Raw genomic sequence first — 26,258 nt, 5'->3', positions numbered from 1 at the left:
AACGTTTGCAATTAGAGATACATCAGTGACGATTAAAAGGTATAACGGATGCCAGCAATGCTTTTGCATATTCATTCTTTGCGTCCGAGAGACAATTCCGTTCAAGCTCCTCCACGATCGTTCCCCGATACAGAAAAAGTACCCGATCACACCGATTCGCCACGGCCTGAAGATCTTGTGCAACAAAGAGATAGGTCATGTTCATTTCATACTGAAATTAAAAAAACGGAAACAGCAAAAAACGGCCACCTGATTGAGGTCACCGTTTTTTGCGTCCATTCGCTATTGTATTAGCATATTATCTTATTAATTAATCATTATTCGCGCATTTACGTAGCAGTTATCGCTTATCCTCCGTTGGACTGCAACTTCTGCAGTGACTCTTCAGCCAGCGCTGCCAGAAGATGTGCGCCAAGCGGCAGTGCCCGTTCGTCCACATCGAATGCAGGATGATGCCATTCGTGCGGACCTGACGTTCCGAGGAAGAGGAACAGTCCCGGAACCTCCTTTTGGTAAAAGGAAAAATCTTCGCCAGCCGGGGAAGGGATCGGTCGAATACTGTTCAACCCAACCTCACTCGCGACCTGCTCAGCCGCAGCAGCCAATGAGGCATCATTGACTACGGCAGGTGGTCCCTGAATCCAGCGCACGGTAGCCCGTGTACCATAGGCTGCTGCGACACCGGCAACCACCTGGTTGAAACGTTCGCGAATCCGGGCGCGCACCTTCTCGTCAAAGGTACGCACGGTGCCGTCCAATATGGCTTCTTCCGGAATAACGTTCCAGGCGGTGCCGCTGTTAATTTTGGTCACACTGATCACGGCACTCTCCTGTGCTCCAACATTACGACTCACGATGGCCTGTAATGCAGTCACAATATGAGATGCCACCACAATCGGGTCAATGCCCGCTTCCGGCACTGCCGCATGGGTTCCGACACCCTCCACTTTAACCACAAAACCATCTGCCGCTGCGAGCAGCGCTCCTTCACGAATACCTACCGTACCGACCTGCAGATCCGGTTTGTTATGCAATCCAAAAATAGACTGAACTTCGGATAGCGCTCCGCTCTGAATAACCTGCCGTGCCCCCGTCGCCTTCTCCTCCGAAGGCTGGAAAATCAAACGAACTTTGCCCGGCAGCCGGGACTCTCGCTGTTTCAACAATCGTGCAGCACCGATCAGAATGGCGGTGTGTGCATCATGACCACAGGCGTGCATTCGGCCAGCGATTTGCGAGGCATACTCCAGCTTCGTTTCTTCCTGGATCGGCAGGGCATCAATATCTGCGCGTAATGCCACTACCGGGCCATTGCCCTGCCCAATTTCAGCGATAAGGCCCGTTCGCAGCGAATATTCATCTGCAATTCGTACCCCTTCCTCCACCAGCCAGCCCCGAATGGCTTCTGTCGTTTCCCGTTCCTCTCCGGATAGCTCGGGGTTACGATGCAAATGTCGCCGAATCGCGGTTAAGTGCTCTGCGAATTCTTCATCCTGCCCAACGTAAAGTTCCTGCTTGCGGCTCTGTTCTTCTTGCTCTGCCTGTTGCTCAGGCTGTTTCAGATCACTGCTCACGATATTGCCTCCTTTTATCATCGTATGTGCCATGTAAGATGGGTTAATATAATACACGGGTCACTTCAACAGGTATGCTCTATATCATATATATGCCTAACCGATCACCGCTTGCGCAGGTGTCGACTCATGTGCAAATTCGCCCAGTCCCTGCTCATCCAGCGCCTCACGCAATAATTCAAATGAACGAATGCGTTTGGCAAAATCACGTGTGGCTGTGGTAACAATCAGTTCATCCACGGCAAAATCCTGCTGGAATTTCACCAGAGCCGAACCAACCGTTTCCTTCGTACCTCTCGTCACACTTGGCTCCAGAATCTCGATCCGATACTTCTCGTTCGATTGCCGTCCGAATTCTTCCGCCTGCTCAACGGAACCAACCGTCAATACCTTGCCATTCTCCAGATGGATCTTGACTAGCATATGTTCACTTGCCAGTCCTTCGGCTTCTTCCGCACTCTCCGCCACAATCAGTGATATAGCGAGGATGGCATATGGCTCCCGTCCAAGTGAGCGGTCGAATTGTTCCCTGTAAGTTCGCAGAGCCTCCAGAGCAACCTCCGTATTGCTATTAATAAACAATGAAAATACATAAGGCAGTCCCAATTCTGCCGCCATGCCTGCGCTATCGATACTTGCTCCAAGCACGTATAGCTCGGCAGGATTTTCGGATACCGGTGCAGCGCTTAAGCCGGCCAAAGGATGTGTTTCATCTTCATGCGGTTCATTATGGATGAACTGCTTTACCTGATTAATTTTCTCCTTCAGTGAAGCGGCCTCCTGAATCCCTTGCTGTAGTGCCTGCGTGGAGCGGGGCAATCCTCCCGGTGCACGTCCAATACCCAGATCAATTCTCCCCGGACCAAGCGCAGAAAGCACATTGAAGTTCTCGGCCACTTTGTAAGGACTATAATGTTGCAGCATCACCCCGCCAGAACCGAGACGAATCCGCTCTGTATGCGCCAGCAAGTGGGAAATGAGTACTTCCGGTGAGGAGCCGGCAACATGACCTGAATCATGATGTTCCGATACCCAGAAACGATGAAATCCAAGCTGTTCAGCCCGCTGAACCAATTCAATCGTATGCCGAAAAGCATCAATCGGCGTCTCCCCTTCATAGATCGGGGTTTGATCCAATATGCCAACACGAATACCCATCCTATTCTCCTCCTTCGATCATGCCGAACCTGACTGAATAAACCCTTCCTGGCTTCCATAATGACTCTATCTATAGCTGCCGCAACAGTTCCCCAAAAGGCTCTGCAAAAGGCGAATGTTCTTCTTTTAACGTAACGACGCTGATCTGCAACGATACACCTGCAACCTCATGTACCTGAATAGGGAACAACTCCTGATCCTGCACTTCCTTTTGCACTGTCAGACCTGGGAGAAACGCAATACCTGCTCCTTGCTTCACCAGCTTCTTCGCCGTTTCCGAATTATCAACGTGATATGTAATATCCGGCGGGTGTTCCAGCGAGTCAAAGGCCCGGTGTATGCGCAGCCAGTCCAGTGAACCACATTCAAAAAAGACCAGCTGCTCATTCCTGATCGCCTCCATGCTGACATGCCCGCGTTCAATAAATGGATGGCCTTTGTACACGTATAGCTGGATTGGATCTTCATAAAAAGCAACTGTACGGATCGCCGGGTGCATAACCTTCCGCACAAAAGCAAGATCGATTTCCTGACCCAGCAGCTTGGCGACGAGTTGGTCCGTCGTCGCTGTAGTCAGTTTGATGTTCACCTCAGGGTAAGCTTCCTTGATTTTGGGCAGAAAGTCGGGAATGACATAGTTGGATACGGATACCGTACTGCCAAGTCGAAGTGCATCGGGCGTCGTACGGCGTTGCTGTATCTTCTGTCTGCCCTTCTGAATCACTTGCAGTACCTGCTGGGCGTAGGGAAGGAACTTTCTCCCCTCTTCCGTGAGCACAATCTGTTTGCCAAGACGGTCAAACAATTTGCAGCCGAGTTCACGTTCAAGGGACTGAATACGAGCGGTGACAGAAGGTTGGGACAAAAAGAGTACCTCGGCAGCCTTATTGAAGCTTCCGTAATGATTGATATATACAAATGCTTCAATGTTCTCAATATTCATAAGCGCCCCCCGATTCCACGTCCGCAGACGTTATCTATATCTATTTATCCAATGAATTTACTTGGTTTTATAATATCGTAATACCATTCTTTTCCAGAGTCAATATCAATTCTTCCAGGGAACGATCCAATCTTGTAGTGATGTCCGCCGAAAGCACATATTTTCCGTCATCAAGTCGATCAATTCCCTGATCAACTGCATATACTCCGCCCAGAATATGTCTTCCGCCAAGTGCTGCCAGAACAGGCTTCAATGCATAATCGATGGCGAGCAGATGGGCAATCGAGCCACCGATGACTAATGGAAGAGCCAGCTTGCCCCGCAGTCCTTCCTGTGGAATCAGATCCAGGAACAGCTTCAGCACGCCAGAGTACGATGCTTTGTATACCGGTGTTGCCACGATGACTGCATCCGCGGCTTCAACAACAGCGAGCGCATCCCGAATGAATGAGCTATCGAACTTGGCCTGCACCAGATCTTCCGCTGGCAGGTCGGCTACATGAATCACCTCAACGGTAATGCCTGCCTCTCTTAATTTACTGCTGCTGTAATCCGTAAGGCCTGTCAGACGCGAACGTTTGGAAGGCGATCCGGCAATAATAACGACATGTGACATCATAATTCCTCCTTGGAATAGCGGTCAAGCCGCTCCATTTACTTTGGGGTCCAGCCGATCGCGGATATCGTCTCCAATCAGATTAACCGCCAGTACAAACATGGTAATTGCCAGTCCCGGGAAGGTACAGATCCACCAGGCAACCGTCAGATAACCTCTCCCTTGCGAGAGCAACGCTCCCCAGTCGGGAATTTCCTTCAACACGCCAAGTCCGAGAAAGCTGAGCCCGGAGCCAGTCAGAATGGAGGTACCCACGCCCAGCGTCGCCATAACCAGCAAAGGTGACAACGAATGAGGCAGTACGTGCTTCCAGAAAATACGGGCATTGGAGCCCCCAAGTGAACGTGTAGCTGTAATAAAAGGCAAACCTTTAACGGACATGACCTGCCCACGCATCACCCGTGCATACCCCGGAATGGAGGATACCGCAACAGCCAGTGCAATGTTAAGCAGTCCAGGCCCCAACGCTGCCGCGACGGATAATGCCAGTAACACGCCTGGAACAGCCATCAGAATATCAACGGCCCGCATGGTGATTGTATCCAAAACCCCTCCGGCATAGCCGGCAATAATGCCAAGGGCACTGCCCACAAGACCACCCACCAGCACCGAGGCAAATCCAATCAGCAGTGAATCCCTGCTGCCATGCACAACCACACTGAAGATATCCCTGCCAAAATAATCGGTCCCAAACAGGTGCGCAGCAGAGGGAGCCTGCAGGATGGCATCCGTCATCATCTGAGTTGGATCATAAGGAGCAATCCATCCCGGCACGATTGCACAAGTGACGGTAAACACCACGACCAGCAAAGCTGCATAAAAGAATAAACGGGATACCGCGAATGAGACGCGGTGACGCAGGGGACGGCGACTCCAGAGGCGTAAACGCCCTGTTCTGGCCGTCCAACCTTTTTCGTCACCCACCAATGGTTTCATGCTCATAAGACTCCTCCTTCCTCACTACGCGTTCAGATGTTTCAGACTGTTCCATCCGTCCTCACGTTCGGACTGCACGCCTAACTCTGGGATCAATGTACGCATAAGAGATATCCACCAATAAATTCAACACGACATAGATAATTGCTGTGAAAAAGACTACGCCCTGCACAACAGGTAGGTCTTTGGCCATCAATGCATCCGCGATAATTCTGCCGATACCCTGTCTGGAGAAGACCGTCTCCACCACGACGGTTCCTGCAAGCAAATCACCAATTAACATGCCAATGACCGTCACCGCAGGAATCAGTGCATTACGCAGCGCATGACCGTACATGATGGTCCGCTGTGAAAGACCTTTTGCTCGTAATGCCACGATAAACGGTTCGTTCACCACTTCCAGCATGCTGTTACGCACCATACGTACGATGAAACCCGCACCGACGAGGCCCAGTGTTGCAGCAGGAAGCACCAATGAACTGAATCCGTCGGAGCCCATCGCCGGGAACCAACCGAGCTGAACCGAGAACAACAGGATCAACAGGATGCCGGTCCAGAAGGTCGGCATGGAGATGCCAAACAATCCAACAAGCCGGGCGATAAAATCAATCACGCCATTACGATGAATGGCAGACAGTACGCCGAGCGTAATGCCAATGGTTATCGCAATGATTGAGCTGAGCGCGGTCAGCGCCAGTGTGGCAGGGAAATGTTCCAGAATTTTGGGCAGCACCGGGTCGGAATTAATCATGGATTTGCCGAAATCCCCACGCAGCATGTCTCCGAAATAGTTGGCAAACTGGATATAAAACGGCTGATCCAGACCGAGCTGAACCCGCAGGTTCTGAATCATCTCGGGTGTTGCCGATGACGGGTCCAGCATAAGCAGGACCGGATCACCCGGCAGCAGATACATGATGCAGTACACCAGCACCGAAGCTCCCAAAATAACCAGAAGCGATGTAGCAAGTCTTGTCAGTATCGTTTGAACCATACCGGGTCGTCTCCTTCCTGTCTGCATAATTGACGTTTCGTGTTATGGCTGAATCCGAACATCGTTGAACAACGGATACCCAAGTGAATCAAACTTGATACCCTGCACCGACTTGGATGCAGCCACCGTATAAGGGAACACGTAGATCGGTAGAATTACAGCCTGCTCGATCAGATATTGTTGAATCTGATTATAGATATCCACGCGTTTATCCTGATCAGTCTCCACCGCTCCCTGTTCGAGCAGTTTATCGATCTTCGGATCAGATAAACCGGATAATGTCGGACGTTCACCTTCTGCACTCGTATGATAGAAGGCATAGAGCGCATTCGGATCAGAATTGACCTGGCTGTTGCCATAGAGATCATAATCCCAGTTCTGATAGATGACCGTAGCAACGTCCTTCGTAATTTCAACTTCAACTGCTATGCCGACCTGCTTGAGCTGCTGCTGAATAATCGCTGCAATGTCGTTACGTTTCTCCCGGTTCGGCGAACCATCCACATAATGCAGAGTCAGCTTCTTACCATCTTTTTCACGAATGCCATCTGCTCCCTTGATCCAACCTTGCTCATCAAGCAGCTGATTGGCCTTGTTAATATCCGGATTGATACTTCCTTCCAGAGAAGCATTATAACCGAGGATTCCCGGAGACAGCGCAGACCACGCTCGTTCGTAGTTGCCCAGATACAGTGTCTTCACGATGGATTCCACATCAACTGCAGATTGCACCGCCTGTCTGACTTTCACATCATCCCAAGGCGCTTTGCGCAGATTGAAGAAGAGGGTATATGGCAAACCAACGGTATTGGCCTGCAACAATTGCTGGTTCGGATCGTTCTTCAGGGCTGCAATATTTTGCGGCGGAACGGTCTCGGCAGCAAGCACCTGCTTACTCTGTACACTGCCGATGCGCGTTGCTTCTTCCGGTACAATTTTGAACGTAATCGTATCAATATGAGGGGCACCTTCATTTTCAACGGTTGCAGGAGCCCAGTTGTAATCCTTGTTTTTGGCGACAACGATATCCGCATTTTCATCCCATTTCACGAAGGTATACGGACCGGTCCCTACCGGATTTTTACCCAGTTGATCGCCATACTTTTTGGCGGCCGTAGGAGATACAATCCCCAGCAGGGCCTGACTCAAGTTACCGAGAAAAGCTTGTGAAGGCTGTTCCAGATTCACCTTAATGGTGTATTCATCAATAACCTCCGAGGAGCTATAAGGTCTAATCAGGGCAAGGGAATTGGCGGCTTTGGTTGCCGGATCGATCACCCGATCCAGATTGAACTTCACAGCTTCCGCGTTAAATGGTGTGCCATCATGGAACTTCACATCTTCACGCAGTTTGAACGTATAACTTTTGCCATCCTCCGATACACTCCACTCCTTGGCGAGCCAAGGTTTGATGGAGCCATCCGGCAGCTGTACCACCAGATTGTCATAGATCGTTCGAATCGCACGTACGGTTACGGCAAGGCCACTTCGATGCGGGTCCAGCGTATCCGGCGAGGTGGCGAGTGCGTAGGTCAGGTTCCCACCTTCTGCTTGCCCAGCCGCCTGCTCCCCACCGGAAGCCTGAACTGCACTGTTCGAGTTACCTGCCGCTCCGCAACCGGATAATACCAGTACCAATACTGCCGCCAATGCCATATATTTCATCCATGAGATAGACCTGTTCATATAGCTTCCCCCTCTGTGTATACAGGTGTCATTGATTCATTGAATTAATGATTTAATGAATTATAGGTTTTTATCTACATAACCTATCCGTTAACTTGGTTTTGCAGCATCATTCGGCACTTTCCGCATATGCAATCTGAATAGTTTATCCAGACGCCTCATTCCTTGACTGTGCCGAATTTCAGCTTCCCAGTTTCTTAAGCCTCGGTTCCCACTTGCTCCCGGGCAGCCGTGTAACGATTCACGGGAATTTGCACACCGAGATTGCCACGCAATGTGTCATGCTCGTATTCGGTGCGATAGATACCACGCTCTTGCAGAATCGGAACAACCAGTTCTACGAAATCGGCCAATCCACTTGGCAGTTCGGAATGAATAATGAATCCATCCGCCGCTTCGGCTTCGAACCATTCCTGGATCTTGTCAGCCACCTGCTCCGGTGTGCCAAGGAATTTGCTCTTCGGTGTAGCTGCCCGCAGGGCTACTTCACGCAGCGTCAATCCTTGCTCTTTGGCATCCCGCTTGATTTTGTCCGTACCACTGCGGAAGCTGTTGCTACCAATGCCATTCAATTCAGGGAATGGTTCATCCAGCGGATATTGGGAGAAGTCATGATGCTCGAAGAAACGTCCCAGGTAGTCCAGCGCTTTATCGATAGTGACCAGGCTGGCAATCTCCTGATATTTCTGTTCTGCTTCTTCTTCTGTCCGTCCAATGATTGGATTGATCCCTGGCAAAATGACGATATCCTGTGTGGAACGTCCGTAGGTTGTTGCGCGGGTTTTGACATCTTTGTAGAAGGCCTGTGCATCCTCAATTGAATCATGTCCTGTAAAAACAGCATCCGCTTCTTTGGCAGCAAGGGTCTTGCCATCTTCTGAAGAACCTGCCTGGAAAATAACCGGCTGCCCCTGCTTTGAACGTGCAATGTTAAGTGGGCCCTGTACGGAGAAGAACTCTCCTTCATGATTGAGTGTGTGCAGCTTGGATGGATCGAAGAAAACGCCACTTTCTTTGTCTCTTACAAAGGCATCGTCTTCCCACGAATCCCACAAGCCCTTGGTCACCTGCAAATATTCGGTTGCAATCCGGTAACGTTCCGGGTGGGTAGGATGGTTGCTTTTACTGTAGTTTTTGGCTGAACCTTCAAGCGGGGATGTAACCACATTCCAGCCAGCGCGGCCGTTACTAATCAGATCAAGGGAACCGAACTGTCTGGCAACTGTGAATGGATCACTATAGGAGGTGGAAAGTGTTCCAACCAGACCGATCCGTGACGTAATGGCGGCCAGGGCGGACAACAAGCTGATTGGCTCAAATCGATTCAAGAAGTGAGGTATGGATTTCTCGGTAATATAAAGACCGTCAGCGATAAAAACGAGATCGAATTTGCCTTCTTCTGCCTTCAACGTCTGGCGTTTGTAAAATTCAAAATTCACACTGGCATCCGATTGAATCTCCGGATGTCTCCAAGTCGTCATGCTGCCTCCGACACCGTGGACAATCGCTCCAAATTTCAAACTGCGCTGAGCCGTCATATTACATTCCGCCTTCCTTGGATTAGGATATATCAAGAAATTTCTAAAGTCCGATCTGATACGGATAACGAAAGAAGAAAATTCAAAAGTTAACTATTCCTATGAGTTTGGTCAGCTTTAATTCCACAAATCTTATCACTGCCCCGCACATCGGTCAACAGCGTTGCTTATAGAACTTTTCTATATAAGGATTGGATATCTAAATAAGAGGATGGATTAGAGCTTTTAAAAGTCTCCGACTGCTGCACACTGATATGACAGCCTTTAGCAGCCGGAAACTGCTTTATCAAGAGATCCGCCACGTCCGGTCAGACTGCTGCTTCATCGGGCTGGGCGAGAAGTTCCGCCAGTTTCTCCAAATCAGGCTCCAGCAATGCTTCATACTTGCCGTCTCCACCCACCTCAATGACTGGTACATGTCGAATCCCATATTTGGCTTCAAGCACGTCCCTCAGCACATCGTTGCCTTGCACTTCGATGTTCTCAAAAGGCTGGTTGCGGGCCGTTAGGAATGCCTTAACCTCCCCGCAGAAATGACAGCCTGTTTTGCTCCAGAGCACTACTTTTTTCGATGTAGAAGACATCGGCATACCTCCTGATTGTTTCATTGTCAGATCGGGGATGGATCACCACCCAGACCATTAATTCCTATCTGTTAAATAAGAATTATGGCTATAAATGTACTCCTCACCTCTTCAAGCGTCAATGGATCTTCCAATAGAATAAACCTATAAGAACATAGAAAGATTAAATTTAAAATTTGAAAAGAGCTCTTCAAGAGCTCTCTAATTCCTGAACCTATCACTAACCATGTTAAAGACCTGTTTGGCAGAACTGGCATAATCGTTAACCTGGTCCGGCCGTTTATCCATAGCCCATCGGAGGGTATCAAAGGCTTTTAACAGCAATACATGCCTCGCCAGATCCAGTTCCTCCACACTCATTCCGTATCCTTCCGAGAACGCTTTCAATTGTTCCGCATCAGGGCCTTCATCACGGAGCTGACACCGCATCAGATGGATGACATCTCCATAGGGCACAACCGTAACTTCGGCACTCCCCCAATCGAGCAGTATTAACTGACCTGTCGGATGAACCATCGTATTTTTTAATGAAATATCACCATGACATAAACCGAATCGGAACTTTTCATCTTGCAATTGCTCGAACCATTGTCGTACAATCCCCAATTCACTCTTCTTGATTACGCCCAACTCAAGCAACGGATCACGCTCTGTCAAACTATCGATGTTATACTGCACATATCCTTTCCAGCTGCCATCTGATCCTGGATGAGGCGGAGAATGGAATGTACCCTGAATGGGATCAATCAGCTCCTCGCCAAAACCGGCCACTTGAATGGAATGTATACGTCTCGCATATTCACCGAGCTTCCTCCAGATGTCAGTCGGGGCTACTTTACTATCCAATCCGTTATCCCCCTCGACAAACGTTTGAATCATATATGCCACCTCATCCTTAACCCCAACGGACAATGTAGATGGCCCTGGAATACCCGTTGCGGCTGCCTGCTCAATACACCATTTCTCTTTGATAAAGGTAGGATAATTAACCTTGTTGTTCATGCGGACCACGACTTTATGACGTTCCGTCTCAACCAAGCACACCTGATTCACAAAACCTTTTCCGATAATCGGGTATGAGGATCTCACTTGTTCCTGAAGAAACTCACCAGCAATAGTTTGGGCTTGTACTACCATGGTGTCTTTCATCGTGTATTCCCCCTATCTCGGTATACTTAAATATGCTTTAGAAAATTGAATTGGTCATAGTGTAAAAGTAAATCGCTAATCTTTCAATCGTTACATCTCATGATTCGTGATATATGTAAAGTTCGGATGCGGAAAGATGTGTAGCGTTACGATACGCTGTACATCATATTCCGCATCATGCTGTCGTGCCGATATACATGGCAGCCGAACCCGGTCATTACAAATCTTCGTTCAAGAGCTGGGGAGGAGCAATAATGGGCCAGCCTTCTTCGATCGTACGCAATTGGTTCGCAGATACATGAACGATATGCCCAGACTGCACTCCCCACCGTTCCGCAGCATAAGGGGTTGCAAACCTCCTGCGTTTACTGCCACTAATCTGGTACCATATATCCCGCTCATTCGTCGCGGCAACAATCATACCTTCCTCCAGTGCATCGCGGTTGCTCTGAACGGGTTGAGCGTGAACATGACTTCTTTCCAGGGGCCAGCCTTGTACCTCACCCGCAGATATCAGTGGCTCACCTTCAGGTGCCCCGAGCAGATCCGGTTTCGCAACCAGAACGGGAGAAATGCCGCGTGGAACGGGGATGTTCAGCTTGCGTCGCTGTCCACGCATCAGTCGATAGACATCGCCCTTGATATCAGAGATGTAACATCCCTCCGGGTAAAAGTCCGTGCTGCGTCTCAGCTTATGTGTTACATCGCTGCTGCCCTTGGTGGAAATGCGCTGTCGCAGATCGGGGGAATCTGACTTGCTCTGGGTCGTCTTGTTTTTGTTTTCCTGCTGACTGGTCGACACCTTGGCATACAGCGAGAGCCGGGAAGTATCGGCAACCAGCGCATGAGGATCTCCCCATTTTTGTGTATAAAACTGTTCGTTATCCTTATTCACGACTTCATAATCCTGCTCTCCCAGCGCCTTCATGCTTACACTTCCGTAGTGATGTATGAAGGCATCCCCGGCCACCCCCAGCCTGTATCCCGCTAGCTTCGCTCGGATGATCCAGTCGTCATCTTCAAAATTGCCCACGGCGTAACCTTCATCAAGATAACCTACCCGCTCCAGCAATTCCCGTGAGAACAGCCAGCAAAATCCGACCAGCCTTTCGGTCTCTCGATGTTTCGTGGCATCCGGGCGATTATGTCGAGCAGCAAACGACCACATATCCTCCACTTCCCTGTACGGGACTTCAATCTGCTGATCTCCACCAATGTAATTCGTAACCGGACCCACAACTCCCATCTCGGGATGACTGTCCAGACAGGTCATCATGTTTTCCAGCCAGCCCGGGGTGACCAGTATATCGTTGTTCAGCACGACGATATGTCGCCCCCTCGCCATCATCAGTCCATGATTCACACCGCCAGCGAAACCACGATTCTTATCCAGCGCAGCGACCCTTACCATGCCACCTTTGCGAAGCATGGCTTCCGCCGTGCCATCCTTTGACGCGTTATCCACAACAATAATTTCAAAGGGGGCCGGGGTATGCTTTTCAATACTGGACACACATTGCAAGACATATTCGCGCTGGTTATACGTCGGAATAACAATGCTTACGCCTTCGAATACCAGCCCGAATGAGCTTTCCCCCTGTCGCACGCCCTCATCGTAGCCTCTATGGTAGCCCTGCTTATACAGTTTTGCGTTCTTGGCTGCCCGTTTACCTGAGCCTTGGCGTCTAATCTTCCCACCACTCCGGCTTCGAGCTGCATGCAAAACAACGGTTTCGGATGACGATGCTTTCCGCTGTTTTGAACGTTTGCCTGATGTGCTCATGTTGCTTCCTCCATTTCTCCTCATCCAAATGCGCGTTACGATGAACGTCGCACCAGATCGTCCATTAGAGATGAAGCTCTCCTGTAACCAATTTGTCAGCCAAATGTCCAAAATCTATGGCAACCCGACCCAGCTCACCAGCGATTCGGCGACACAGAATGACGGCCGGAATTCCCGCAGCTACCAGAGCGATATCGAACGAATGCTCCGCAGTTTGCTGCATCACTCTCGGGATATCCGCAACTCCCTCCACTGTACCTATGATGCCTGTGACATGAACGCCGCGGCCGATCAATAACGCCCCAAGCTCCACAGCCTGGCTTCCAATCAGCAGCACCCGACGCCCCTGTACCACAGGCAACAACAGACCCGAATGATGCAGGCTGTAGTTAATCGTGGAACTGGTCAGATTCAGACGGGACCAATCAATGCCGAAATGGCGTAACACTGGAAATAACAGCCCCTGAAAAGTAGGCGCACGCGAGATGGGAACACCGATCCAATCAGCGCCGCGAATGGCTTCCGCGAGCTCAGCGCGGATGTCCGGGGTGGAGCGTGGCACCCCTGCATAAGGCAGAAACGGTGCCAGCTCCTGCACTTGCTCGCCTGGCAGCACCGTATCGGCTGCCAAGGTTAGCAGTTCGCCATCTCCGAGGCGAACGACGGACAGGGGGCGCTGCGCATCCAGCGCCCCCTGGATGTGGCCAGCCATCTCATGAGGGCTGGCCAGCCGGGTTAGGGTGGGCGCATATTGGCGGAATCCCGCCTCGATCAGATCTGCCGCCACGGCAGGCAGAATATGATCAGGCGGGATGTGCTGCGCCACCAGCGCCTCCCCGCCCGCGAACACGCCGTCGCGGAAGCCCTCGGCGTAGCCGCTCTCGGGCGCTGCAGCATGCGCGGCAGCGCTTTCCCGCCCCGCGGGGGCGACACCACCGCGTCGGTGTGTCGCTTGCGGCGGGGCGGTGCCAGCACCGCTGGCAGGCAGCGCCTGTGGCGTGCTGGCTTGCGGTGCTGGCCCGGGCGCACGCTGCGCAGCCGTGCGCTGTTTGGCGCGGGCACCTGGGGCCCGCCCGCCCCGCGGCGCAGCATGCCCGCGGCCTGCAACTGCGCGCTTGCCCGTTTTGGCTCGCGCCCCTTTACGGCCACGGCTCACGCCTGTACGCTCGCCTGCTTTCACGCGGGTGCCTGAAATGCCACGCCCTTCGCCTATTTTCGCTCCCGTTCTGGTTCGTGTTCCAGCGCTCGCACGTCTTGCGCCGGTGCGCCCGTTGGCTTTGCCTTTCGGTTCTGCAAGAAGCTTGCGCTCTATTCCTGTGAGTTCCACATTCCCCTGCTTCGCGCCTTGGTTTCCCCATTCGTGATTCGAACTTGCTTTGGGCTGCACTCCCACAGATACGTACAAGGAGCCGGCATGACCGCCCAGTGTCTTCTTTCTGCCCAAGTCGCTGCGTTTTGCTACTCTCACGGCATTCCCTCCCTTGGCATGCACGAGGAGTGCCGCCGCTGCACAAAGCGCCGGAGCATTCTTCCGGCTCCGGCGCAAGTTTTTCTGCTCTCATGGGACCTCTCACAGCGGCAGCATCAGGCGCATATATTTTAGGGCAGTTGACCCTTCATGCGGATGGCTGCTTCCTGAAGCGATTGGAACGTCCCGGCATCACTCCAATATTTTTGCAAAATATCGTATTCCAGTCCTCCAGCTGCTGCATAATGATTGTTCACGTCCGTAATTTCGAGTTCGCCGCGTGCAGAAGGTGTAATGTTCTGAATGAGGTTGAAGACATGGTCATCATACATATATATGCCAGTAACACAATAAGAGGTCTTCGGATCACTCGGTTTTTCCTCAATGTATGAGATTCGTTCCGGATGCTGCGGATCAAACACCGGTACCCCATACCGCCGTGCATCGTCCACTTCTTTGAGCAAGACACGAGCTGTACCCGCAGACTGCTGCATATACCGATCCACGTAAGGCTTCAAATCGTCGCTAAACAGATTGTCTCCCAGAAGCACAACGAATTTCTCTCCAGGAAGGATAAACGACGTCGCCAGATCTAATGCTTCAGCAATTCCGCCTGCCTTTTCCTGAATCCGATACGTCAGCTTGACGCCATGATCTGCTCCACCACCCAAATACTCCGTGTATAACCCAGCGGAATGTTTGTTGATCACGATCAATATCTCTTCAATGCCTGCCTGGCGGAGTCTGTCGATGCCATACATAATCATCGGATGCTTGCCGACTGGAATCAGATGCTTGTTAATCAGCCGGGTGAGAGGATACAGTCGTGTTCCTGTTCCGCCAGCAAGAATTACACCTTTCATTCCACTATCCCTCCTTCATCAGATGTCTCAATATATTTAAGGGGATCGACATGCCATTTGTTGATAAAAATGGATCGATTGCGCTCAAGCAACTGTTTCCATGCTACAGGATCGGTCTTCAGGAAACTCGCGCTGCCGCGATGATGTACCAAGACATCCCCGCATACCAGCAAACGATACCCTTTCTGGCAGGCCCGGTAGCAATAATCGTCATCTTCATAGTGTCCCGGCGAATAGACTTCGTCAAGCACACCAATGTCCTCCATCACGCTTCGCCGTATGAGCATACATAAGCCGACGATCCGTCTGAGTTTCTTCCATCTGGAAGAATCGACTATATTGTTGGCAGCAGCCAGTTCCTGAAAATGTTCCATGTCCCGGAACTCAAGCTCCACCTGCTGGATACCACTTGCGTAGTTGGTCACCGGACCTGTAATACCAATGTTTACATCACTGTAGAGTGCTGCCCGCAGATTATCGAGCCAACGGGTGGTAACTGTAACATCATTATTCAGCAGCAACAGTTCATCACCACAGGCTGCGCGGAGCCCGGCATTGCAAGCCGCCGGGAAACCCCGATTGTCCGGTAACCGGACAAAGCGAATTCGTTCCTGGGCACAATACGCTGCCGTTCCATCAACCGAGCCATTATCCACTACGATGATTTCATAAGCTGTATGATGATCGGTATATTTTCGAATGGCATCGATACATGGCTTCAGCAAATCCAACCCATTGTACGTCGGAATAATAATACTCGTCAGTGTCATCTGGCGTTCCTCCTGTAGGCCACTTCAGCACGGGATATGGATCGGGCTTGTGACTTATTTCCGCCCATATCCAGCCAGGTTGCAATCGCCTCCAGATGATCGCCAATGATCAATCTGGCGACTTCGTTGCCACTGCCCGTATTGGTGGAACGCAGGCGATTGGAACGAATGACATCCACCTGACTGGGTGCAGTCACTCTTAATCCGTGCTGGATGGCTAGACTTTGCGCCTTGGGAGGAACGGCCAGCGCCTCCGGTTTTACGATCTGGATCATATTACGCGAAAGGGCATGAGGTACGGCCGTCAACGAATTAGAACCCAGATCCGAACGATTAAGCACATGGTTGAGATATGCCTTGATGCGGCTCACTTCATCCTGGCGAGCAAATGGAGGCAAAAGGGATGAAAGATTGTTCAGCGCCACATCATCTCCCCGGTCAACCGCATATAGAAATGGGGCGAGCTGCTCTGCCGGGACGACCATATCCCCATCCACAAAGAGAAGGGTCTCTGCCTCCGTCATCTTGGCCCCCAAGGCGCGGCCCACATCATGTCCCGCCCGGTCAGGTTCATAGACCAGCGTGATACCAGGCTGTTCAAGCACCTGTGTCAGACTGTTGTCCGTTGTTCCATTCAATACCACAACGATATCCGTCAGGGGTAACCGTTTCAGTTGTACAAGCACTTGCCCCAGCGTGAGTTCCTCATTGCATGCACAGACGACTGCAGCGGCAGGTTTTCTCAGGGCAAGTGGAACGATATTTAATGAACGCCCTGCAGCATGAGCATAACCCTGCATGAATGCTTTCCCTGCGTGCATTGCAGCAGAATATCCCCTTAGCTCCACTGAGATCGCAGCCTCATGTTCCTGCCATGTTGAACGTGCATGTTGTTCAATCGATTGCTCATTTTCAAACGCCTTGCGTCCTGCCCGTTGCCCTGCGCGGAATGCTTCATGCAATACGGAGCTGTTCGTAGCAGACCTGCTCGCTGTCGAACTCTTTAGCGGCGATTTAATCAGGCTCTTCCTGCCCATTGTTCTGATTCTGTTCCTTGTTGTTTGTCTGCCTGCTGTCCGTTGACGACGGATACGCCCTGAACGCTCCTTCATTTCCTCACCTCCAGCATGTTGTATCTTTTGACGAGGTTTCTTGCTTGTTTTAGGCAACATGCTCACCTCGTCAGGCTACGAACACGCTGCAGATCGGAATGTCCTCCGCGTGGTCCAAGCGTATCGGTTATCCACCTGATCGCTGTCAGATGATCATTCCATACTACTTGACTGAGCGGGTCCGGTCCTTTTCGTTTCTTGACTCGAACTGCGTTCATTTTACCTACAGGCACATGATGAACGGCACGCACCTTTAACCCGCTGGTAACCGCCTTTGCATGTGCCAACGGTGGAATCTCCAGTGTGTCCGTACCAATCACTTCAAGTGCCCTGCGACTTAATGCATGCGGAATGGCTGTCATGGAAGTTCCTTGCAGATCAGGTCTAGCAAGCATGCTGTTCAGCACATGTTTGGCTTCTACCACAGGGTGAACAGGGATACGCGCCACCGGTCCGTTATAATCATTAAGCGCCACATCCGTCCCATCCAGAATCGCTCGCACATAAGGCGCGAGATGTTCTGCCGGAATTGGGATGTCTGCATCCGTGAACAACAGCACCCTGCCACGAGCTGCCGCTGCACCGATTCTTCTGCCTCCATCATGTCCCAAAGCCTCGGCATAACGAAGCACCTGTGCCCCCGCCTTTTTTGCCGCTGCTGCCGTCCCATCTGTGGAACCATTCACAATAACAAGCACTTCAGCATCACGGCATATCCGCAGCGCCTGACGAACGACTGCACCAATGGTTCGCTCTTCATTCATGGCAGGTATAATGACCGAAAGCAGTGGGTTATGCGAGTCCGTCGAACCTTGTGCGAGTGTCTCTCTCATCGCATGCTCAGCTCCGAATGCTGGCAATTCCGTTTGCTCCACGGGTGGAATCACGTACTTGTAGGCCTTTGTACCCTTTTTGTAAGCAGATTTCAAACGACGCTTCTTTAATTGCGCTTTTCTTTGTACCAGCTTCGATTTGGCTGCATAAAAAGCTGTATTGCCGCGTTTTTGCAACACAGTCACCTCCCGGGTGTACATCAATGCCATGCAAAGGGAGTACACGTTATTCTATGTATTCATGGAGCAGTGGAAACGGCGTATGTCCTTGAACTGAGCAGGTTCTGTCTGCTACCAGGATCAGTCAATCCATTTATTTAGACATGATTCGTCAAAAAATGCGAAATATGCTACGGCTTCCCTACTTCAGACACAATTTTAAAAAAAATTTAAAATTGCATCTTTTCCAAACTTTTACATTGTGATAGTATACGTTGCAAGCAGTAGATTTACAAAAAAATCCTAGCAAGGAACAAACGTTCTCTCTAATTGCTTTTTTATTCCTGTTAATTGACCTAAGGTTAATTTATGCATACAGGATGATACAGGAGACCGTATTTGCTCTGTTACATGTACTTTGAGAGGAGTGATGCCGTTCAATACGTAATTCAGGCTTTATTATGTGAACCCGGAACGAACACCCCGGCTCCGTAAGAACATCTTCTGCTTCGCAAGTGGACAAGACCCCTGGCTTCTGAGAGAGGAAAAACAATAAACGATTAAGCCTCATGGCTGAACCGAATAAACGGTACTCCTTTGTCAAGTCCCACCACAGACATACAGGCTCTGCCGACTTTGTTCTTTATCGTTTCTTGTCATATTCCACGTTTCAGATTCAGCCCCCACACTCCGCGCTGCCCAAGTTGCAGACGGAACTCCAACCGAGATTGGCATAATCATTTGTTATTCAAAAAATCATATTGAGAATGGGAGAGTTTATTATGAAATTTGCTAAAGTTATGCCAACAATTCTTGGAGGAGCTCTTTTGCTCGCTTCCGTATCTTCTGCTGCTGCAGCTCCATTGTCTGATCAGTCCATTCTATTGCAGGCCCCTTATGCCTCTGAGGAGGGTATCCAGTTGAACAGCGGCTCTGACGAAACAATCTTCAATTTCCTTGGACAACAGGAACAATTCCTGAACTCCGATGTGAAATCCCAACTCAAAATTATTAAAAGAACTACAGACACCTCTGGTGTACGACACTTCCGCCTGAAACAGTACATTAAAGGAATTCCAGTGTACGGTGCCGAGCAAACGATCCACTTAGACAAGACTGGCCAGGTTTCATCCGCACTTGGTGATCTTCCACCGGTTGAAGAACAAGCTATCCCTAATGACGGTGTCGCTGAAATCAGCGCAGAAGATGCGATCAAGATCGCATCCGAAGAAGCCACTTCCCGCGTTGGAGAACTTGGCGAACCACAGAAAACCCCTGAAGCGGAACTAAACATTTACCACAATGAGGAAGATGACCAAACCTACCTTGTTTACATTACCGAAGTCAATGTGCTGGACCCCGCCCCGTTACGTACTAAATATTTCGTGAATGCCGTTGACGGCAGTATCGTATCTCAATATGACCTCATCAATTTCGCAACAGGAACAGGTACAGGTGTACTTGGTGATACCAAAACCCTTACAACCACCCAATCCGGCAGTAGCTTCCAACTGAAAGATACCACTCGCGGTAATGGCATTGAAACTTACACTGCAAACAATGGCTCTTCCATTCCAGGTACGCTCCTGACAGATTCAGATAACGTATGGACTGATCGTGCTGGCGTAGATGCTCACGCCCATGCTGCTGCCACGTATGATTTCTACAAAAGCAAATTCAACCGCAACGGTATCAATGGCAACGGTTTGCTAATTAAATCTACGGTGCATTACGGCTCCAACTACAATAATGCCTTCTGGAACGGAGTACAGATTGTATTTGGTGACGGTGATGGAACGACTTTCCGCTCCCTATCTGGTGATCTAGATGTAGTAGGCCACGAATTGACACACGGTGTCATTGAGTACACAGCCAATCTGGAGTACCGCAATGAGCCAGGCGCATTAAATGAAGCCTTCGCTGATATTTTCGGAAATACCATTCAAAGCAAAAACTGGTTGCTTGGCGACGATGTATACACTCCTAACATTGCAGGTGATGCACTGCGCTCCCTGTCCAATCCTACACTCTATGGACAACCTGACAAATACAGTGATCGTTATACCGGAACATCCGACAACGGTGGTGTTCATATCAACAGCGGTATCATCAACAAAGCCTACTATCTTGCAGCCCAAGGCGGCACACATAATGGTGTGACTGTAACTGGAATCGGGCGTGATAAAGCCATTCAGATTTTCTACAGCACACTTGTGAACTATCTGACGCCTACATCCAAATTCGCCGCTGCCAAAACAGCGACAATCCATGCCGCTAAAGATCTGTACGGAGCAACTTCTGCTGAAGCTACTGCAATTACCAAAGCTTATCAAGCTGTAGGATTGTAAGAATCATTCGTTGTTGAACTCATATTCAATCGTTCAGGCACCCCTCATCGTCCGAACGGATCAAGCTTATATATGAAAAAAAGCGGTGTCCCGGACATATCCGGGAACCGCTTTTGTCTATTTAAACATGTGAAATCCATTCCTCTACAGTTATCTTGAATGAAGACACATGATCTCCCATTTTTACTTCGAAGGCCCAGCAGCAATCCATGACAACAATCCGTAGGTGTGTGTGGAGCCCGCAGTACGTGACACTTCCAGCACGGCTTCATCCTCACTCTGGGAGAGGAGTGACACCTGGAATCCCCGATCATTACACATAGCTACAATCACATAATGCTCGGAAATAAAAGACTCCTCAAAAGCTACCGTTACTTCCACGCACTGTTCATTCTCAGGCAATATAAAGGCTTCCATACCGAACTGCTGCACCACAGGCTGACGGCTGACACTTCGTACAGGCTGGAATGACAGGTGTTCAGGACCCACAGCTCCATGCTGTAACTGGCTGCTTCCAACTGCTCCATCACTCAAATGCTCCTGCTTAACTGCTTGCTCCCTCAGCTTGAACTCCTTATTTCCATCGATCTCATGTGAAAATTCAAGCTGTGGTAGCGGTAGCTGTGGCTGGACCGTGCCAGCTGTCGTCAATGAATCTCCAAGCTGGTTAGCTTGCGATGGATGCTCTTGTTGTTGCCCCAGCTCCTGACCCGACGTCTGGATAAACTGCGTTTCCTTCAGATCGACACTTGAGTGTTCCACGACAATTGCCGGCTGTGATGGCGGTACAGCCTCACTTCCTGTTTGAAGCAATACCTCTTGTTTTTTGATCGCTGCCAGCTGTTCGAGCGTTTCTCCACTGAACTGACGAATCGCATTCCATATCTCTTCGCTCAAATGGGCCGGACCTACAATTCCCGCATTCAAGTGATTGGAGGTAATGCTTTGTTCACTCAGTTTGCTGCCGGTTACACTGCCGTCGGCCAATTTGGCACTGGTGACGGACCCATTTTGCAGATGAACCCCGCTTACTGCTTCCTCTTCCAGATGGGTTGTGCGAATACTGCGTTCCTGAATATGATCAGCAAGAATCGTTCCATCCTGAATATGCCGAGATTGCACACTTTTGTCTGCTATGTGGATTGCCGATACCGCACCTTCAAGCAATTTATTACCGTTTACACTGCCGTCAGCCAATTTGGCACTTGTTATGGAACCATTGTGCAGATGAATCGAACTGACTGATTCCGCTTTGAGGTGGGAGATTCCAATGCTACGCTCTTGAATATGGTCAGCATGGATGGCTCTCTCTTGGATATGACGGGATTGCACACTTCCATTGGCAATATGGACATCCGACACCGCATCTTCAAGCAGTTTGCTGCTGCTCACACTGCCATCGGCCAGTTTGGCACTCGTTACGGACCCATTTTGCAGATGAACTGCACTTATTGCTTCCTCCTCCAGATGGGACGTACCAATGCTATGCTCCTGAATATGATCAGCAAGAATCGCTCCTGCCTGGATATGGCGAGTTTGCACACTTTCCGATGCGATATGGCTCCCCAATACAGCATCTTCGAGCAATTTGCTGCCGCTAATGCTACCGTCAGCCAATTTGGCACTTGTTACGGACCCATTTTGCAGATGAACCGCACTTACCGCTTCCTCCTCCAGATGGGCTGTGCCTATGCTTCGCTCCTGAATATGACCAGCATGAATAGCTCCTGCCTGAATATGCCCGGATTGTACACTTTCCGATGCGATATGAATCCCGGATACCGTACCTTCGAGTAACTTGCTGCCATTTATACTGCCATCCGCCAGTTTGGCACTCGTTACAGATCCATTTTGCAAATGAATGGCACTTACCGATTCCTCTTCCAAATGTGCTGTGCCGATGCTCCGCTCTTGAATATGATTAGCAAGAATTGTTCCCTCTTGAATATGACGGGATTGCACACTATCGTCTGCAATGTGGATATCCGATACTGCTCCTTCAAGCAACTTGCTGCCGGTTACACTGCCGTCGGCCAACTTCGTACTTGTTACAGATCCATTTTGCAGATGAATGGCACTTACTGCTTCCTGTTCCAAGTGAAGCATGCCAATGCTGTGCTCCTGAATATGGTCAGCAAGGATTACTCCTGCCTGAATATGGCGGGATTGCACACTTTCAGAGGCGATATGGATTCCCGACACCGCATCTTCGAGCAACTTGCTGCCGGTTACACTGCCGTCGGCCAGTTTGGCACTGATGACAGACCCATTTTGCAGGTGAATCGCACTTACTGCTTCCTCCTCCAGATGGGTTGTGCCGATGCTCCGCTCCTGAATATGGTCAGCATGAATGGCGTCTGCCTGAATATGCTCGGATTGCACGCTTTCGGACGCAATATGAATTCCCGATACGGTTCCTTCAAGCAATTTGCTGCCGTTTATACTGCCATCCGCCAGTTTGGCACTGGTTACAGATCCATTTTGCAAATGAACCGCACTCACAGACTCCTCATCCAGATGAACTGAGCCAATACTGCCCTCTTGAATATGATCAGCAAGGATTGCTCCTTCTTGGATATGACGGGTTTGCACACTTTCATTGGCAATGTGAGTAGCCGATACGGTTCCTGCGGCTAATTTGCTGCCATCCACACTACCCGTTGCTAGTTTGGAGCGTGTTACAGATTCATCCTGCAAAATAATCGTACTTACCGCTTCTTCTTCCAGATGAGACGTTCCGATGCTGCGTTCATGGATATGATGAGGAAGAATCTCACCATCTTGAATATGACGGGAATGCACCGCTCCTTGCTGCAGGTGAACAGCACTTGTCGACTCTGCCTGAAGATGCAAACCACTAATCAAACCTGGCTGAAGATGAGCCGCTGTAATGGATAAAGGTGCCAGATGGTCTGTTTCAACAGATCCAGGTGCCAAGTGATGCGATGTGACCACCTGTTCAGCAATATGCTCCTCATGAATGATGTCTGCCTTCAGATGCTGTGAGCTCACTACTTGAGTTCCCAAATGGTCAGATTTCACGCTGCCTTCAGCCAGATGGACGGATTGTACAACGGATGGCTGCAAGTGCTCGCTACCTACAGCGGCCTGTTGTAGTTCTGTTCCGGATACCGAGTCTGCTGTCAAATGGTCCGCACTTATGGAGCCATGCCGAAGTTTGTTGCCAGTAATACTGCCATCAGCGAATAATTCCGGTGAGCGTATTTCTTCCGACAAATGTTCCAGAGAAACGGCATGCTGCTTCAGGTGATACCCGCGAATGGTTCCTGATGGAATATGTTTGGCGTTAATACTCTCTGCCATAATCTTGGAAGAAGTCACGCTGCCGTCTGCCAGTTTAGCTGACGTGACAGCAAAATCCGCCAGTTTATCTGTGGCAACACTCTCTGGTGAAAGCTTGGGGGAGGTAACCGCATGATCTGTTAGATGAGGCGGAAAAATGGACCCGCCAGCCAGCTGGGCTGAAGTTACACTATCAATAGCCAATTTATCTGTTGTGACCGCGGCCCGTGCAATCGCATCCGTTTCAACACTGCCCGGCTGAAGATGAGGTACACCTACGGCATGTTCTGTCAGATGTTCCGATTTCACTGCATAAGGTCTCAGGGCCTCGGAACCCACGCTGCCTGGAGCCAGATGTGTCCCTGTGACTCCACCACTCGCAAGATGCGAGGATATAACACTTCCCGGGGCAAGCGCTCTGCTACTCACCGATGCCGTTCCAAGCTTTTCTGTTGTCACACTTCCATCCGCGAGTTTAACGTCTGTAACGGCAGCATCCTGCAATTCATACGTACCCACGGCCGACTCTGCAAGATGCCGCTCAGACACCACATCGTCTGCAAGAGCGTCTCCGGACACACTTCCGGTAGATAGATGAGTTGCCTCGATGCTTCCACTTGCGATGTGAATGGAATGAATTGCGGAATTGTCCACATGTACCGGCGTAATTCCCCGATTCGCAATGTGTTCCGCACGAATGGACCCTTTGGCAAGATGTTTACCCTGTACGGCTTCATCCGCAATTTTGGAAGAAATGACGCTCTGATCAGAGATCTTGGATGCCGTAATGGACTGCTCCAGCAATTTTGCTGTTCCAACAGACTGGTCTGCCAGTTTGCTGCTGGTTACTGCGCCTTCTGTCAAATGCTCACTGCCCACTTCTCCATTGCCAATCTGCTCCTTGCCAACGGAATGAGCTCGAATCTGGCTTGAACCAATTGAACCGTCCAGTAGATGTCTTCCACTTAATGAACCCTCAGCTAAATGTCTTGTTTGTATGGATCCATCCTCTATCTGGTCACTTCCAATACTGCCATTTAATAGTTGTGAACGACCGACAGACCCTTCTGCCAGATGTGTCTGTTTAACAGCACCTGCCTGAATATGGTGAGACTCAATGGAGTGTTCTTCGATTTTGCTGCCTGTGACAGCAGCTTCTCGAATTTTGGATGTAGTCACTGCATCATCAGCCAGTTTGGAAGTATTCACAGCTCCTCCCGTGAGATGCCTTGTGTCCACGCCGCTAATCGCGATCTTGTCTCCAGTTACGGCATGATTCTTGATTAATTCTTCCGTTACCAGCATGCGGCTGAGATGTCTTGTGCTGATGGAACCGTCGGCAATTTTGGCCGAATCGATGACCTGGTTGCCAAGCTTCTGAGAAGTAATACTGCCATCTCTGATTTTCTCACCTGCAATAGAAGCATTACGTATTTTGTGACCAGATACAGAGCCGTCAATCAGGTGCTCCTCAGATACAGACGCTTCTGCAAGTTTTGCTGAAACAATGGCCCCGTCTGCAATGTGAATGCTGGTCACCGCATAATCCTGCAATGCTTCACTGCCGACCGCATCCGGTTTCAGCTTTGAGGCATCCACAGAGAAAGGAGCCAGTTTGCTCTCTGTAACAGCAAATTCACTCAAGTCGTCCGTGTAGATGTAGTGTCCGGTATGACCCGGCATCTGGTTCTGGTTCAGGATCTGCAGCCGGTCCTTGCTTATCTCCTGTTTGTTGATGTCCTGCTCTTCTTCCAGAGCAGGCGGAGCCACGCTGCTAACCTGAATCTGCTTTTCCAGGATATCTTGCGTCTCGACGACTTTCTCGCTATCAAACTCTACGGGTTCCGGCTTGATCGATTTGGTTACGATCTCCAGGTCTTCCAGCTCGTTCGTTGAAGCAGGTAGCTCCATTGATTCGGATAGGAATTCTTCTGATGCCTGAATGGCCTTCGAATTCCGTTTATTTGTATTCAAGCGTTCTTCCCTATTCGAAGTGAAACCCGAGTCCATTGTGTCTGACCGTCGATTGGTCAGATCCAGTTCCTTAAATTTAGGACTCACATGCCGCAGTTTTGGCGTAGGAACCTTCTTATTGCCCTTTTTACTCATGCAGCTAGCTCCTTCCTCTAACGTTCGTCTCCGGCATCATATGCGTCAGTATGGGCATCTGCCACTGTAATTCCTGACTTTAGTGGGTTACATTTCATCGCTGCACAAGCTTCAAGGCATGAATAATTGAGCTGTCCCTACTGAAATAGGCTGTACCCGTTCACTTATGTAAGGCGGCTGTCCACGCCCCTGCTCCCGAGATGTCATACGATATCCTGTAAGCCATTTGCATAAATCCATATGATGCAAAGGAGCTGCTAGGAGAACTCGTTGATGCATATCGAAGCATCATGAATCCGGTCTGCGTTATCGTGATGTCCAACCATGCGGTG

18 protein-coding genes are annotated in these 26,258 nt (G+C 50.1%); 1 reads left to right on the top strand and 17 read right to left on the bottom strand.

Features of this window, described 5'->3' with window-relative positions:
* Positions 1–347: 347 nt before the first annotated feature.
* The 16 genes from CS562_RS20535 to CS562_RS20460 all read right to left on the bottom strand — a co-directional run bounded on the left by CS562_RS20535 (position 348) and on the right by CS562_RS20460 (position 18,187).
* Positions 348–1,463 carry an amidohydrolase gene (locus tag CS562_RS20535; protein ID WP_257219569.1) on the bottom strand — a complete coding sequence of 372 codons (1,116 nt, stop codon included), beginning with the start codon at positions 1,461–1,463 and terminating at the stop codon, positions 348–350.
* Between the two features lie 207 nt (positions 1,464–1,670).
* A complete protein-coding gene (locus CS562_RS20530; protein ID WP_099858067.1) occupies positions 1,671–2,732 on the bottom strand; it encodes an LLM class flavin-dependent oxidoreductase in 1,062 nt (353 codons plus the stop codon).
* A gap of 70 nt (positions 2,733–2,802) precedes the next feature.
* Positions 2,803–3,675, bottom strand: coding sequence for a LysR family transcriptional regulator (locus CS562_RS20525; RefSeq protein ID WP_063566647.1), 873 nt, complete (start codon positions 3,673–3,675; stop codon positions 2,803–2,805).
* Positions 3,676–3,742: 67 nt separating this feature from the next.
* Positions 3,743–4,291 carry an NADPH-dependent FMN reductase gene (gene ssuE / locus CS562_RS20520; protein WP_099858066.1) on the bottom strand — a complete coding sequence of 183 codons (549 nt, stop codon included), beginning with the start codon at positions 4,289–4,291 and terminating at the stop codon, positions 3,743–3,745.
* A gap of 24 nt (positions 4,292–4,315) precedes the next feature.
* A complete protein-coding gene (locus tag CS562_RS20515; protein WP_076290866.1) occupies positions 4,316–5,233 on the bottom strand; it encodes an ABC transporter permease in 918 nt (305 codons plus the stop codon).
* A gap of 55 nt (positions 5,234–5,288) precedes the next feature.
* Entirely contained in the window at positions 5,289–6,221 is a 933-nt protein-coding gene (locus CS562_RS20510; RefSeq protein WP_062324145.1) for an ABC transporter permease, read from the bottom strand.
* A 42-nt stretch (positions 6,222–6,263) separates the two neighbouring features.
* Complete coding sequence (locus CS562_RS20505; RefSeq protein ID WP_076290867.1) at positions 6,264–7,907, bottom strand: ABC transporter substrate-binding protein; 1,644 nt, start codon at positions 7,905–7,907, stop codon at positions 6,264–6,266.
* Positions 7,908–8,104: 197 nt separating this feature from the next.
* A complete protein-coding gene (locus CS562_RS20500; RefSeq protein ID WP_064635749.1) occupies positions 8,105–9,445 on the bottom strand; it encodes an LLM class flavin-dependent oxidoreductase in 1,341 nt (446 codons plus the stop codon).
* A 308-nt stretch (positions 9,446–9,753) separates the two neighbouring features.
* Positions 9,754–10,029, bottom strand: coding sequence for a glutaredoxin family protein (locus CS562_RS20495; RefSeq protein ID WP_063566643.1), 276 nt, complete (start codon positions 10,027–10,029; stop codon positions 9,754–9,756).
* A 201-nt stretch (positions 10,030–10,230) separates the two neighbouring features.
* Positions 10,231–11,178: a phosphotransferase family protein gene (locus tag CS562_RS20490; protein WP_099858065.1), complete on the bottom strand. Its 948-nt coding sequence runs from the start codon at positions 11,176–11,178 to the stop codon at positions 10,231–10,233.
* 217 nt (positions 11,179–11,395) lie between these two features.
* Complete coding sequence (locus CS562_RS20485) at positions 11,396–12,961, bottom strand: glycosyltransferase family 2 protein (protein WP_179087204.1); 1,566 nt, start codon at positions 12,959–12,961, stop codon at positions 11,396–11,398.
* A 64-nt stretch (positions 12,962–13,025) separates the two neighbouring features.
* A complete protein-coding gene (locus CS562_RS20480) occupies positions 13,026–13,787 on the bottom strand; it encodes a GT-D fold domain-containing protein (protein WP_256716886.1) in 762 nt (253 codons plus the stop codon).
* Positions 13,788–14,560: 773 nt separating this feature from the next.
* Positions 14,561–15,292, bottom strand: coding sequence for a sugar phosphate nucleotidyltransferase (locus tag CS562_RS20475; protein WP_076290869.1), 732 nt, complete (start codon positions 15,290–15,292; stop codon positions 14,561–14,563).
* Positions 15,289–16,062, bottom strand: a complete 774-nt coding sequence (locus CS562_RS20470; RefSeq protein WP_099858064.1) for a glycosyltransferase family 2 protein — start codon at positions 16,060–16,062, stop codon at positions 15,289–15,291. The genes CS562_RS20475 and CS562_RS20470 overlap by 4 nt, the downstream gene beginning before the upstream one ends.
* Entirely contained in the window at positions 16,059–17,174 is a 1,116-nt protein-coding gene (locus CS562_RS20465; protein WP_256716887.1) for a glycosyltransferase family A protein, read from the bottom strand. The genes CS562_RS20470 and CS562_RS20465 overlap by 4 nt, the downstream gene beginning before the upstream one ends.
* A 62-nt stretch (positions 17,175–17,236) precedes the next feature.
* Positions 17,237–18,187: a glycosyltransferase family 2 protein gene (locus CS562_RS20460; protein WP_257219558.1), complete on the bottom strand. Its 951-nt coding sequence runs from the start codon at positions 18,185–18,187 to the stop codon at positions 17,237–17,239.
* A gap of 761 nt (positions 18,188–18,948) precedes the next feature.
* Here CS562_RS20460 and CS562_RS20455 point away from each other — a divergent pair.
* A complete protein-coding gene (locus CS562_RS20455; protein ID WP_099858062.1) occupies positions 18,949–20,514 on the top strand; it encodes a M4 family metallopeptidase in 1,566 nt (521 codons plus the stop codon).
* A 183-nt stretch (positions 20,515–20,697) separates the two neighbouring features.
* Here CS562_RS20455 and CS562_RS20450 read toward each other — a convergent pair whose 3' ends face one another.
* A complete protein-coding gene (locus CS562_RS20450) occupies positions 20,698–25,926 on the bottom strand; it encodes a WIAG-tail domain (RefSeq protein ID WP_099858061.1) in 5,229 nt (1,742 codons plus the stop codon).
* Between the last annotated feature and the right edge of the window lie 332 nt (positions 25,927–26,258).

The sequence above is a fragment of the Paenibacillus sp. LK1 genome (genome assembly GCF_002750415.1).
GTDB lineage: Bacteria > Bacillota > Bacilli > Paenibacillales > Paenibacillaceae > Paenibacillus > Paenibacillus taichungensis.
This window is presented reverse-complemented; position numbering and strand designations above follow the sequence as displayed.

What these genes read in the sequence shown, in the direction of transcription:
- CS562_RS20515 (WP_076290866.1), bottom strand. Translation starts at nt 5,233, where the DNA reads ATGAGCATGAAACCATTGGTGGGTGACGAAAAAGGTTGGACGGCCAGA.
- CS562_RS20455 (WP_099858062.1), top strand. Translation starts at nt 18,949, where the DNA reads ATGAAATTTGCTAAAGTTATGCCAACAATTCTTGGAGGAGCTCTTTTG.
- CS562_RS20500 (WP_064635749.1), bottom strand. Translation starts at nt 9,445, where the DNA reads ATGACGGCTCAGCGCAGTTTGAAATTTGGAGCGATTGTCCACGGTGTC.
- CS562_RS20530 (WP_099858067.1), bottom strand. Translation starts at nt 2,732, where the DNA reads ATGGGTATTCGTGTTGGCATATTGGATCAAACCCCGATCTATGAAGGG.
- CS562_RS20465 (WP_256716887.1), bottom strand. Translation starts at nt 17,174, where the DNA reads ATGAAGGAGCGTTCAGGGCGTATCCGTCGTCAACGGACAGCAGGCAGA.
- CS562_RS20475 (WP_076290869.1), bottom strand. Translation starts at nt 15,292, where the DNA reads ATGAAAGGTGTAATTCTTGCTGGCGGAACAGGAACACGACTGTATCCT.
- CS562_RS20470 (WP_099858064.1), bottom strand. Translation starts at nt 16,062, where the DNA reads ATGACACTGACGAGTATTATTATTCCGACGTACAATGGGTTGGATTTG.
- CS562_RS20525 (WP_063566647.1), bottom strand. Translation starts at nt 3,675, where the DNA reads ATGAATATTGAGAACATTGAAGCATTTGTATATATCAATCATTACGGA.
- ssuE (WP_099858066.1), bottom strand. Translation starts at nt 4,291, where the DNA reads ATGTCACATGTCGTTATTATTGCCGGATCGCCTTCCAAACGTTCGCGT.
- CS562_RS20495 (WP_063566643.1), bottom strand. Translation starts at nt 10,029, where the DNA reads ATGTCTTCTACATCGAAAAAAGTAGTGCTCTGGAGCAAAACAGGCTGT.
- CS562_RS20485 (WP_179087204.1), bottom strand. Translation starts at nt 12,961, where the DNA reads ATGAGCACATCAGGCAAACGTTCAAAACAGCGGAAAGCATCGTCATCC.
- CS562_RS20510 (WP_062324145.1), bottom strand. Translation starts at nt 6,221, where the DNA reads ATGGTTCAAACGATACTGACAAGACTTGCTACATCGCTTCTGGTTATT.
- CS562_RS20450 (WP_099858061.1), bottom strand. Translation starts at nt 25,926, where the DNA reads ATGAGTAAAAAGGGCAATAAGAAGGTTCCTACGCCAAAACTGCGGCAT.
- CS562_RS20505 (WP_076290867.1), bottom strand. Translation starts at nt 7,907, where the DNA reads ATGAACAGGTCTATCTCATGGATGAAATATATGGCATTGGCGGCAGTA.
- CS562_RS20490 (WP_099858065.1), bottom strand. Translation starts at nt 11,178, where the DNA reads ATGAAAGACACCATGGTAGTACAAGCCCAAACTATTGCTGGTGAGTTT.